The organism is Priestia sp. YIM B13552 (genome assembly GCF_042787775.1).
Taxonomy (GTDB): domain Bacteria; phylum Bacillota; class Bacilli; order Bacillales; family Bacillaceae_H; genus Priestia; species Priestia megaterium_E.
Window position 1 is genome coordinate 325947 of record NZ_JBHZOU010000003.1, and the last position, 12069, is coordinate 338015.

Consider the following 12069-nt stretch of genomic DNA (forward strand, 5'->3'; position numbering starts at 1 on the left):
CGCTAACCTCTTTTCTTTCATCCGTAATTCCACTATAGCTCATTTTTATTGCTTCAACAAAATTTTATCTCTTCTTCTTATCAATAAAATTTTTGCTTGTCACACAAACGAAAAAACACACCTATAAAACAAGGTGTGTTTTTTATATTAATGATGGTGATGCGCGTGGTGAAGGCTGCTAATCACAAATTCAGGCTCTGGAACGTGGAAATATTGAATCCATACGCCTTCTAAAAATTTCTCGCGTTTATCTAAAACGATATCGATATCTTTATCTGTTTTTACGATTTCATCATGTTCAGTCGGCTTATCGAATTTCCAATCATAATGCGCGTGATCACCGTGGTCGATAGTTACATATACACGAATCATTTTTCCTTGACCTTCTGGGCTAGCCAATGCATTTTTTAACACTTTTGCTGCGTTTCGATTAATTTTTACTTCCATTTTCAAAACTCCATTCTGTAACTTGGTATGTAACGTATTTTCGCAAACTTAAACGAAAAAGAGAAATTTTTTGCCTGACGCTCCGTATAGAGTTGCTTCATTCCAACGCAATACGCTACACTACACCATATTGAATGAAAAAGGAGCGTATCATAAATGAAGATTGTTATTTTAGGTGACACTCATATTCCAAAAAGAGCGAAACATTTTCCGAAAAGACTCTTAGCCGAACTGAAAACAGCTGATGCTATTATTCATACGGGGGATTTTCAAACGATAGATGTCTACAATGACCTGCGTGTGTTTGCTCCTGTACATGGGGTAATTGGAAATGTAGACAGTGAAGAGCTTCAGCAAGTACTTCCATCTTCATTACTTCTTCCGTTTGACGACGTTACGATTGGCGTAACCCACGGTCATGGCAAAGGAAAAACGACTGAAAAACGTGCACTTTTGGCATTTGAACATGAACAAGTCGACGCAGTAATTTTTGGTCATTCTCACATTCCTCTTCATAAACAAATTGGTGATATTACGTTATTTAATCCAGGTTCCGCTACTGACAAGCGGCGGGAAAAGCAATTTTCGTTTGGACTTCTGTACATACAAAAAAATACGCTGCGTTTTGAACATGTTTTTTATGATTCTAAAGACTAAAACAAGAGAGGACTCTTGTTTTAGCATTTTTACGTTGTATGGTCTAAATGAGCAATATATTCGTGAAGCTTATTTTCTTCGTAATCATTTAAGTCATGCATCGGAATAACCTGCTGAGTTTGAGGATCCGTTCCTCGTACTTCCGCAATTTTTACTCCTTCTTTATAGATATTAAAAATATCTTTTTCTTCCCCGCGCTGAACCTTTTCTGTTTCAAACATTGAAAAAGACTTGCTGTTTTTACTTTCTTCCATTAAAATCACCTACTTTTTTTATCGTACTCTTATCTTTTCACACCCATTGTTAATTATGTATACACTCGATGACTAAAGGAATATGAAGTCTTGCCGATAGAAAGAAAGTGCACGATCACTTTTAACTACGGAGAGAGAGGCTACATAGCATGGAGAGAGTAAGAAAAAAAAGGTCCCTTAATAACTTTAAGACAAAGCTGGGGCTAGCATTTGCAGCGATCTTATTAGTGCCATCTGTTACGATAGGGGTATCAGCTTACATAACAGCGAAACATGAAATTGAAAACCAAATTATTAACACAGCACAGCAAAATGTACAGTCCATTAATTCAGTGATTGACGATACCATTGGACCAAAAATTCATGATGTAGAGTTTTTTGCATCAGTGGTAAACAACGAGCGCTACAATGAAAAAGATATGGCTACTTTAAGCAAAGATTTTAACTTATATGCTTCGCTTCATCCAGAAGCCGTCAGCATTTTTACAGGAAATCAGCAGGGGAAGTTTATTCAATCGCCTAAAAAAGTGCTACAAGCAGGCTATGATCCCAGAAAACGAGATTGGTACAAGCTAGCCATGCAAAACAAAGGAAAAACAGTTGTCACTGAACCTTATCCATCAGCCTCTACAGGTCAGACCGTTATTACTGTAGCGAAAACAACGGCGGATGGCACAGGGGTTATTGCTTTAAATTTAGATATTAGCCGCATCAATAAAGCTGTCAGCAAAGTAAAAATCGGAGAAAAAGGATATCCATTTCTTTTAGATGGAGAAAGAAAATATATTGTTCACCCTACGGAAAAAGCAGGTACAAAAGCGACAGATTCTCTTTTTGACAAGCTTTATGCAAAGAGCTCTGGGTCTTTTGAATATACCTTTAACGGGGATGAAAAAAAGATGGTCTTTACGACAAATAAAACAACAAGCTGGAAAGTTGCAGGCACTATGTATTCATCAGAAGTTAGTGAAGCTGCACAGCCTATCTTTTACAAAACACTATTTATTATTGTAGCTTGTCTGATAATCGGGAGTCTTACCATTTTTGTTGTGTTGCAATCGATTATTAAACCGCTCAAACAGCTTAAGAATCAGGCTCTGAGCGTTAGTGAAGGAGATCTGACAACAGCGATTACCGTCAATTCAAAGGATGAAATCGGCGAGTTAGGGTATGCTTTTAGTCAGATGCAAAACAATCTTCGCACATTAATTCAAAATGTTGAAATGAGTGCAGAACAAGTGGCTTCTTCATCAGAAGAGCTAACGGCCAGCTCACAGCAAACGAGCGCTGCGACTGAACAAGTATCAGTTGCGATACAAGAAGTGGCTTCTAGCGCGGAAAAACAAACGGCTGTTATTGACCAAAATGCAGCTTCTTTAGATGAGATTGTTCAAGGAGTTTCTACCATTGCCAAGCGTACAGAAATTGTTTCTCAGCTATCAAATCACACAACGTCTGAAGCTGTAGAAGGGGGAAAAGCCGTGAGAGAAACGGTCGAACAAATGGAATCCATTTCTCAATCCGTCGAGCTGTCTAATACAACAATTCGTACTTTGTTTCAACGTTCAAAAGAAGTTGGAACCATTTTAGAAGTAATCAGCGGCATTGCTGCTCAAACAAATTTACTAGCCTTAAATGCTGCAATCGAAGCGGCACGAGCTGGAGAACATGGAAAAGGATTTTCCGTTGTAGCAGCGGAAGTGAGAAAGCTGGCAGAACAATCACAAGTGTCCGCGTCTCAAATTTCTGAGCTTATTCAAGCTATTCAACAAGATACTCAGGAATCTGTACATACAATGGAGCAAGTTACAAACAAAGTTGAAGAAGGACGAACAATATCACAAACGGCTATTCAAAAATTCGAACAAATTCTAAGCAGCATGAATGAAACGACTCCGCAAGTAGAAGAAGTGGCTGCGACTGCTCAGCAAATTTCAGCAGCGGTTGAAGAAGTGGCTCGTACAGCAGGTGAAATGGCGATCCTTGCTAAAGGAAATGCAGCTACATCTGAAGAAGTGGCCGCATCAACTGAAGAACAGCTGGCTTCAATGGAGGAAATTGCCGTTTCCGCACAATCTCTGTCTCAAATGGCAGAACAATTAACAGCGCTCATTAGCAAATTTAATTTGTAAACTTTCGTCAAATCGTCATAGACCTCTTTTATATTGGAAAAAGTAGAACATACACATATGAAAGAGGTGACAGTATGATGGAGCAAACAAAAATGACCTTTGAGCCAGCTTCAATTAACGATGATATGCATGCGAAGCTGAAACAGCTAGAAGAGCAGTTTCAACAAACGTTAGGAAAAAGAGTAGCTTTAGTTGCATACGAAGCTGAAAAATAAAGAAACAAAAAAGAAAAGACATTAGGTCTTTTCTTTTTTTGTTTCAATAAGGTTAACATACATTAAATTACAAGTTTTTTTCATATACTTTCTCAAAATGAACTATAACGAAGTGTAAAATTACACTTTTGTAGTGTTATTTCACTTTTAATATGGTGTAATTTCACAGAAATAAAGAAAGGAGCTTACAGTTTGTGATGAAGAAAAACGTGTTGTTAGGAACTTTTTTATCTTTTTATCTAGTAGGTTCATATGCCTCCTATCATATTTATAAACAGCAGCAAAGCCGTCCTGTAACGAAAGATGTTGCTCGGCTTCTTCCTACAAAAGTCAAAGAAATAAAGCATGGAACAACTGAAAAACAGCTAAAAGATTGGGTGAAAACCGCTTCACAGCATCATGAAAAAATAGCGATTTCAGGCATGCAGCACAGTCAAGGAGGGCAGACGTATTATCCGAATGCTATTTTACTTGATATGAAGCAGTACAATAAAATTGTAGATTACAAGCCACGTCAAAAGGAAATTACGGTTCAAAGCGGGACAACGTGGAATGATATTCAGCAATATATACATAAAGACGGTCTTGCTCTTCAGGTTATGCAATCACAAAATATTTTTACCGTTGGAGGTTCTATTAGCGTGAACGTACACGGCAGAGATATTCGATACGGTTCTTTAATGGATACGGTCAAGTCTATGCGTCTCCTGCAGGCCGACGGGTCTATTATCGAAATTAGCAGGACAAAACACCCTGAGCTGTTTTCTTTAGTAAACGGAGGCTACGGGTTATTTGGAGTCATTTTAGATGTGACGCTTCGTTTGACGGACGATGAATGGTACGAAGATGAAATTATCCGCTTAGATTATAGACAGTATACAGCGTATTTTAAAAACTACGTACAGCATAACCCTGACGTTCGTATGCATATGGCGCGTATTTCTGTTTCTCCTAATCAATTGCTAACAGATATGTACGTCACAAACTACCGTTTATCTTCTCAAAATACTTCTACTGTAAACGAACCGCTCAAAACAGAGAAAATAGTGGCGCTTCCTAAATTTATGCTAGGACTGTCTCGGTACAGTGACTGGGGAAAAGATATGCTGTGGGAAACACAAAAGGCTTATTTCTTAAAACAAAATGGACGGCTTGAAACAAGAAATAATGTTATGCGTTCTGAAAGTGATTTTATGGAATACGAAAGTGTTAGCCGGACGGAAGTTTTACAGGAATACTTCGTTCCGGTGGATGAATTTGCTTCTTACATCGATGATTTACGCGAAGTGTTAGCAACAGAGAAATTAAATTTACTGAACATTACTGTTCGCTATGTAGAAAAAGACAATAAAGCCGTCATGTCTTATGCAAAAGACGATATGTTTGCTCTCGTTTTCCTTATTAACCAGAAAAAAGACCATCAAGGCATGGCTGATACACAAAGAGTTGTCAGAAAAATGGTGGATGTAACGCTGCAGCATCAGGGAAGCTATTACTTGCCTTACTACGGCTACCCAAGCAAGAAGCAATTAGAAGAGGCTTACCCTCATACAACCGCCTTTTTTAATTTAAAAAGAAAATATGATCCAAAGGAAACGTTCGTTAATTTATTTTATAAGGAGTATGGAAAATGACGTACAAACAACTCTTACACTCACAAAGCCTGATGATTACCGCAAGTAGTATTGTTTTTCCTTTTTACCTGTTACTGCTTCGAAATCTTGGCGATAGTTATTCACAATTTGGCTTAGCTTACGGAATTTTCGCTTTAACCGCAGCTTTGAGTCACCCTTTAATCGGTTCATGGAGTGACAGAGTAGGAGAAAAGCGCTTGCTCATTTTATATACGTTTGGGATGGCGGTTGTTATGCTTGTGATTCCCGTTCTATCAACTATTACGCAGGTGTATATCATTCAAGTTATAATGGGGCTACTTGGAGCTCTTCAAAAAACAGCAGAAAAAATAGCTTTATCTAGGCAGACAGATCGTGCTCATACGGGAAAACAAGTAGGACACTATCATTTATGGACCTCTATATGGGCAGCTTTAGCCGTGATTGCAACAGGGTATATCATTGATTTTCTGACAATCGGCAGCCTTTTTTACATCACTTCGTTTATGTACGTAGCGGCAGGGGTATTAATATGGAAAAAACCAAAAACAGTCGAGCTTGAACGTTGAACGCCACCATTCGCTGTAAAAGCATATATGGACAGGTCACTTGAATTTTTTAGTTCGTATTATAAGATACTATAAAAAATTTATGTTCTCCCGATATAAGTACTGAAAGGAGAAACGTTTATGCAAGGTATAAGTATATCAGGGCAAGATGCATGGTCTTCTATTATAGTATCGTTCGCTATTTTCATCATTATATGGGGTCTGATTCCAGGCTTAACTATAAAGTATGTATGTAAAAGTCAAACACTAGGTATAGCAAGTTTTTTTGTTGGTATTGCCTATGGGGTTAAAGCAGGTCATTTCCTTATTTAAATACGATTGGTGTAAGTAAGGAAGCTTAGACCGCTATTAGCTAAGTGGGAATCCCTTTTGTTTCCTGTTATTTTTTCAGAGCACTTCTCCATAATAACAGTTAAAGAGGTGAATCCAATGACAGATAACACAGATAACAATGTTGGGTTTAGAGTTAGCGGAGGCGAAGAGACGAGAAAAAAATCTACTGTTTCTAGTGAAGCTCCTATATCTAATGATGTACAACAAAATCAGAAACAAGATAACTACGAAAAGCTTAGCCACCAACTAAATTCATTATCTGATGATGAATTTAGAGCAGATCGTGATGAAGATTAAGGGTTTCCTATCAAAAAAGAATATTTAAATTAAATAAAGTATTATGAAAGTAAACTAATTGGATTCCATGACTTTAACGTGATAGCATTAACTACTGGTACAAACATACCACTTGACTATTTTGACATGCTATTTTGTCAAAAGTTCTTAGTTATTTCTTTGATAACTGAGAATCCATTTGTAACCTTTAAGTAGAGATATAAAGGTAATCCTTCACTTTAATAAGTGAAGGATTTTTTTTATCATTTCGTAATGGTTTTGCGATTGCTTGGATTAATGAGGATAAAGCAGATACATTGTATACAATGTAAACGTCGTCATGTATAATGTAACTTATTCTTAGTTGAAAACTTGAATAAGCAGGATAAACATACTCGAGATAAGCGGAGGCATACACCAGTGTCTAAGAAAATACATGATTTTAATGATATTATCCGAAAGCTGCGCAAAAAACTTTTTGGAAAAGGTCCAGAACGAATTCATACTGTATTTGTTCAAAATATGGCTATTTCAACTTTGTACGGCAACTTAACGCCAGCTGAACAATTTATCGCGAGAACAACCGAAGGTAAAGAGACAGTACATATGGCAAGAACGAAGCTTATTCAAAACCTTTATGCTTCATCTCCTCCAGAAGGACTTGAAGACTTGTTAGGAGCTAAGCTGGAGTACTTATTTTCTGATATCAAAGTAGAAGAAGATATCGCTGTTTCTGTGTTTGTGTTTAAAACCAATATTCAGTAGAACAACGTAAAATACATAATTTAATTAAATGAAAGAGAAGTAGGATCTGCTTGTTTTTTATTTGATTTTATTATAGATAATGATGACTGATATACTGTAAAGAAAGTGCAGGATTATTAGGCAGCATTCAAAAACCTTGTGTAAAAGGTGTTTTTGAGTGCTGCCTTTTTTAGTTAAGGAGGAGTTTTATGGCATTTCACAAGCCGGATAAAATGTTAAACATCGCTTTAGAAGCGGGGATTTCAAAAACGAAGCTATCTCTTTCTTCCATTCTCATGCTTGGGTTTTTAGGAGGCGCGTTTATTGCGCTTGGTTTTTTACTAGATGTGCGTGTGATTGGTAATTTACCAGCTGAATGGGGAAGTTTATCGAATCTTTTAGGAGGGGCCGTCTTTCCTGTAGGTCTTATGCTGGTCGTACTTGGGGGAGCGGAACTTATTACAGGGAATATGATGTCTGTTTCCATTGCCCTGTATGCAAGAAAAATTTCACTTCGTCACTTACTTCATAACTGGTTTTGGGTCACGCTTGCTAACTTTTTAGGTGCCGCATTTATTGCATATTTCTTTGGACATATTGTAGGTTTAACAGAAACAGGGCCTTTTTTAGATAAAACGGTAGCAATTGCTCAAGCTAAAATTGATGATTCGTTTTTTAAAACGCTTATTTCTGCTGTAGGCTGCAACTGGCTTGTATGTTTAGCTATTTGGCTTTCATACGGCGCTGACGATGTTACGGGGAAAATTCTTGGGATTTGGTTTCCGATTATGGCATTTGTTGCGATTGGCTTTCAGCACGTTGTAGCCAATATGTTTATTATTCCCGCCGCTATTTTTGCAGGTCATTTTACATGGATTGACTTTATTGCAAATATTGTCCCTACCTTTATCGGAAATATGATAGGAGGAGCTGTATTTGTAGGTCTTATTTATTTTTCTTCTTATCAACAGAAACAAAAAGAACAATTAAAAAAAGCTTCTTAAGCGGTTTTATCAGTTGTCATAAAAAAAAGCAGCCTCTTAGTAAAGAGGCTGCTTTTTTGATAATGAAAGGTGAAAAAATATACTTTTAACAATTTATGTATGATAACATATAAAACAATTAAGGTTCGGTAAATGTTCAAGTTCGTTTTTTTTATTTTCATAATAATATTATGGTTAACTAGATGGCAATGAATACATTCGCAAGGGAGAGAAAGAAAGAGTGAATATTGGTATAGGATTGATTCTGCTATCTGTTGCACTACTATTTCTTATATCAGGAATGTTTTTACGCAAAAAGAGAAAAAAGGTATGTAGCAACGGTTTGTTAATCGCAGGAACATTGATTTTATCAGCAGGTCTATTATTAATCACTGGTTTATATGATCCGTATGCAAATCATATTTAATAGCGTATTAAAGGAGAGTGAAAAAATTGAAGTTCATGTTTGCTGTTTTATTGATTATATTTGGCAGCATTTTAGTTGGGTTGACCAGTAACAGTCTAGGCGCGACAGGTAATAACATCATGCATTTATCTGGAATTGGGTGCCTTATAGCAGCTATTTTTATAGTGAAAGGCAAAAAAGATACTAAACGCCGTACAAAAAGGGAATGCGATGTTTGATCACGCATTCTTTTTTGATGTGAGCAGTTCTAGGCCTTTGTCGTCCACTTTTTCTTACGATTATTATAAAATAGAAAGTAACAGCGATACATACAGCAGTAAGGTGGTATTCAACAATGAAACAATCTAGCAAAACGATCGGTATTGCAGCGCATGTCGATGCAGGAAAGACAACGTTTTCCGAACAGCTTCTTTATCATACCAAAAGTATTAAACAGCGAGGAAGAGTTGACCACAAAGACTCCTTTCTTGATACCCATACGATTGAAAAAGAACGAGGAATTACGGTATTTGCCGATCAAGGAACTTTTTCATATAACGGTTCTACTTACTATTTAATTGATACGCCGGGCCACGTCGATTTCTCACCTGAAATGGAACGTTCTATTCAAGTGATGGACTATGCGATTGTTATCTTAAGTGCAGTAGAAGGAGTCGAAGGCCATACAGAAACCGTTTGGCAGCTGCTTCAAAAACATCGTGTGCCCGTATTCTTTTTCATCAATAAAATCGATCGTGTAGGAGCAGATCCTGAACGTGTTATAAACGATATTAAACATAACTTAACCCCCGATGTTTTTGACATAACGTCAGAGCTTATAGATAGCTCGTTAAGTGAGGAACTTATTGAATTTATAGCTGAAAAAGATGAAGAGCTTTTAGATGCATTTATGGAAGGCAAGAATGATCAAGCTTATTGGAAAGCAGCTATGCAAAAGCTTATTCAAACCAATCAGCTTTTCCCGTCTGCGAGTGGTTCAGCTTTACAAGATATCGGCATTGAAAGTTTTTTAGAGAAGCTCGATTTGCTAACAGAAACTCGCTACGCAAAGGAAGAAGCATTTTCAGGTCGTGTATATAAAATTCGGCACGATGAAAACGGCATGCGCATCACGTTTATCAAAGCTCTAAGCGGGACAATGCAGGTGCGTGATGAAGTGGCTTATGAAAAAAACGGAGAGCTATACGAAGAAAAAATCACTCAAATTCGTGCTTATAACGGAAGTACATTTAAAAACGTAAATGAAGGTTCAGCTGGCGAACTTTTTGCGGTTACAGGGTTGTCTTCAGCATCGATTGGAGATGGTCTTGGAACATTAAAAGAAAGCCGCTCCTACGAACTTTTGCCTACGTTAAAATCAAAAGTTGTTTTTGAGTCTTCTGTTCATCCAAAAGAAGGAATTAAACTTTTTCAATTATTAGATGCTGAAGACCCTTCTTTACATGTGACGTGGGAAGAAAGGACTCAAGAGCTTCATATTCATGTGATGGGAGCAATTCAGCTAGAAGTCCTCGAAAAACTGATAAAAGAACGTTTTAATATAAACGTACAGTTTGAAGAACCAGAAATTTTGTACAAAGAATCTATTCAAAATACAGTGATGGGCTACGGGCATTTTGAACCGTTAAAACACTATGCAGAAGTTCATTTGAAAATAGAAGCAGCGGAACGAAACAGCGGAATTACTTTTGAAAATGCTTGTCACGCCGACGATTTATCCGCGGGGTATCAAAATCTAGTCCGTCAGCATATATTTGAAAAGCCGCATCATGGTTTGTTAACGGGTTCACCTATTACTGATATAAAAGTGACATTATGTACCGGACGAGCTCACAACAAGCATACAAGCGGAGGAGATTTTAGAGAAGCAACGTACCGTGCACTGCGACAAGGGTTAGAAAAAGCAGAAAATATTGTGCTAGAACCGTATTATGATTTCAAAATTAAAGTGGATATTGATCAAATGGGGAGGGTATTAGCTGATGTTCAAAGCGCACAAGGTCGTTTTGATTCTCCTGTAACAACCGAAAACAAAGCGATTATTACAGGAAAAGTTCCTGTTGCTACTTTTATGAACTACGGTTCGACACTAGCATCTTTTACGCATGGAAAAGGAGCGATGTCTCTATTATTCGGAGGGTATGAACGCTGTCATAATGAAGCAGAAGTGATTGAACAAATCGGCTACAATAAAGAGGCGGATCCCGAATACAGTTCATCGTCCGTCTTTTGCGCAAAAGGACAGGGCTATACGGTTCCTTGGAAAGAAGCAGAAGAAAAAATGCACTGTTTATAAAAGCACTGTAGCGATTGCTACAGTGCTTTTTCGTAATGGGTTTTCATTAGTTATTTTCTTCATATCTTTACAATAAAAACCACATTATAGTATAGTTTACTTATATTTCTAAAAAAGAGGTGACAGAAACGTGGATGCTACTGTTAAAACAACTAAAAGCGGGGTAATAGGAGGGATTCTCGGAGGAATTTCACTTTTATATGTCATTATTAATACTTTATTGATCCTTAACTTTTTTACAGGACTAATTTTTGCTGAAAAACTTCAAGGTCTGCCTATTGTAGCTCCTATTTTTTTAGTTCCGCTCATGATTGTTCCTGCAATTATTGGTTTTTTTATAAAAAAAGACAAGCTCTGTCTATGGGCGATTATTTTAAATATCATCTTGTTTCTTGTACCAATTGGCTACCATGTCATCGGTACATTAGTATTCGACCATTAATTAAAAAACGAACAAACTTCAATATAAAGTTTGTTCGTTTTTTTTATATCACATAACCACTATTGAGCCGGAGCAGTAGCTGTACTGCTGTTTTCGTCTTTCACCATCATCCTTACGCCTTGTACAACCGCAATTCCTTCCCACTTATCAAGATCAGGTTCGAGAAATTCTAAAGCAAACGTGTGGGGACGTAATGACAGAAAAGAAGAGAGTGTGCGGACTTGAATAATAGGAACGCCGGAACGCAAAACGTCGAATTTGCGATCTGTTATATTCCCCGTAATTTCATATGTATCGCCATCGTTTCTGATATAAAGATATTTCTTTTTTAAAAAAGTAAATTTTCGCTGAATCATGCCAACTTCATTTCCGTGGTGATCAGAAATAATCAGCTTCGGCATAAGGGCAAACATTTTAGATTTACCTGTAAATATAATTTCTTCGTCCTTTAAAATCTCAAATTTATTAGCAATAGATAACTTATATGAGACATTTCCAATAACGTCTTGTGATTCATTATAAATAGGAGATTCACCTAACTCGAAAAACTTGTCTTGCAAGATAATCCCTTGTTTCTCCATTTAAAAACCCCTTTTTACAATATATTACCATATTTTACACCTTTTGAGTTTGGTAATACCATTTTCATGGGTATTATTAAATAAAGTTCGTCCTTACGTG

At 37.0% G+C, this 12069-nt stretch carries 15 protein-coding genes; 12 read left to right on the forward strand and 3 right to left on the reverse strand.

What is annotated here, in order from left to right:
- Positions 1 to 147: 147 nt before the first annotated feature.
- The gene (locus ACFX40_RS13805; protein ID WP_060745557.1) at positions 148 to 447 is read right to left on the reverse strand and encodes a hypothetical protein; all 300 of its coding nucleotides are present in this window, start codon (positions 445 to 447) and stop codon (positions 148 to 150) included.
- A gap of 156 nt (positions 448 to 603) precedes the next feature.
- Here ACFX40_RS13805 and ACFX40_RS13810 point away from each other — a divergent pair, with 156 nt between their 5' ends.
- Positions 604 to 1104, forward strand: a complete 501-nt coding sequence (locus ACFX40_RS13810) for a metallophosphoesterase family protein (protein WP_043982592.1) — start codon at positions 604 to 606, stop codon at positions 1102 to 1104.
- A 29-nt stretch (positions 1105 to 1133) separates the two neighbouring features.
- On the opposite strand, the gene ACFX40_RS13815 is transcribed toward ACFX40_RS13810, so the two are convergent.
- Positions 1134 to 1358 (reverse strand): hypothetical protein, encoded by a 225-nt coding sequence (locus ACFX40_RS13815; protein ID WP_014459961.1) that lies wholly within the window; start codon positions 1356 to 1358, stop codon positions 1134 to 1136.
- Between the two features lie 149 nt (positions 1359 to 1507).
- Here ACFX40_RS13815 and ACFX40_RS13820 point away from each other — a divergent pair, with 149 nt between their 5' ends.
- The 11 genes from ACFX40_RS13820 to ACFX40_RS13870 all read left to right on the forward strand — a co-directional run bounded on the left by ACFX40_RS13820 (position 1508) and on the right by ACFX40_RS13870 (position 11388).
- Entirely contained in the window at positions 1508 to 3490 is a 1983-nt protein-coding gene (locus tag ACFX40_RS13820; RefSeq protein ID WP_377255264.1) for a methyl-accepting chemotaxis protein, read from the forward strand.
- A gap of 74 nt (positions 3491 to 3564) precedes the next feature.
- The gene (locus ACFX40_RS13825) at positions 3565 to 3705 is read left to right on the forward strand and encodes a hypothetical protein (RefSeq protein WP_016764236.1); all 141 of its coding nucleotides are present in this window, start codon (positions 3565 to 3567) and stop codon (positions 3703 to 3705) included.
- Positions 3706 to 3902: 197 nt separating this feature from the next.
- On the forward strand, positions 3903 to 5339 hold the full coding sequence (locus tag ACFX40_RS13830; protein WP_377255711.1) for an FAD-binding protein: 1437 nt from the start codon (positions 3903 to 3905) through the stop codon (positions 5337 to 5339).
- Positions 5336 to 5887, forward strand: a complete 552-nt coding sequence (locus ACFX40_RS13835) for an MFS transporter (RefSeq protein WP_377255267.1) — start codon at positions 5336 to 5338, stop codon at positions 5885 to 5887. Before ACFX40_RS13830 ends, ACFX40_RS13835 begins: the two co-directional genes overlap by 4 nt.
- 120 nt (positions 5888 to 6007) lie before the next feature.
- Entirely contained in the window at positions 6008 to 6199 is a 192-nt protein-coding gene (locus ACFX40_RS13840) for a hypothetical protein (RefSeq protein ID WP_025751820.1), read from the forward strand.
- 117 nt (positions 6200 to 6316) lie between these two features.
- Positions 6317 to 6517, forward strand: a complete 201-nt coding sequence (locus ACFX40_RS13845; protein ID WP_377238772.1) for a hypothetical protein — start codon at positions 6317 to 6319, stop codon at positions 6515 to 6517.
- 399 nt (positions 6518 to 6916) lie between these two features.
- A complete protein-coding gene (locus ACFX40_RS13850; RefSeq protein ID WP_028408437.1) occupies positions 6917 to 7261 on the forward strand; it encodes a Na-translocating system protein MpsC family protein in 345 nt (114 codons plus the stop codon).
- 188 nt (positions 7262 to 7449) lie between these two features.
- On the forward strand, positions 7450 to 8244 hold the full coding sequence (locus tag ACFX40_RS13855) for a formate/nitrite transporter family protein (protein ID WP_280159720.1): 795 nt from the start codon (positions 7450 to 7452) through the stop codon (positions 8242 to 8244).
- Positions 8245 to 8464: 220 nt separating this feature from the next.
- The gene (locus ACFX40_RS13860) at positions 8465 to 8650 is read left to right on the forward strand and encodes a hypothetical protein (protein ID WP_098249654.1); all 186 of its coding nucleotides are present in this window, start codon (positions 8465 to 8467) and stop codon (positions 8648 to 8650) included.
- A 334-nt stretch (positions 8651 to 8984) separates the two neighbouring features.
- Positions 8985 to 10946, forward strand: a complete 1962-nt coding sequence (locus ACFX40_RS13865) for a GTP-binding protein (RefSeq protein ID WP_377255270.1) — start codon at positions 8985 to 8987, stop codon at positions 10944 to 10946.
- A gap of 130 nt (positions 10947 to 11076) precedes the next feature.
- Positions 11077 to 11388 (forward strand): hypothetical protein, encoded by a 312-nt coding sequence (locus tag ACFX40_RS13870; protein ID WP_377255273.1) that lies wholly within the window; start codon positions 11077 to 11079, stop codon positions 11386 to 11388.
- Positions 11389 to 11447: 59 nt separating this feature from the next.
- Here the strand turns inward: ACFX40_RS13870 and ACFX40_RS13875 are convergent, their stop codons facing one another.
- Positions 11448 to 11969 (reverse strand): LURP-one-related family protein, encoded by a 522-nt coding sequence (locus ACFX40_RS13875; RefSeq protein WP_377255276.1) that lies wholly within the window; start codon positions 11967 to 11969, stop codon positions 11448 to 11450.
- Between the last annotated feature and the right edge of the window lie 100 nt (positions 11970 to 12069).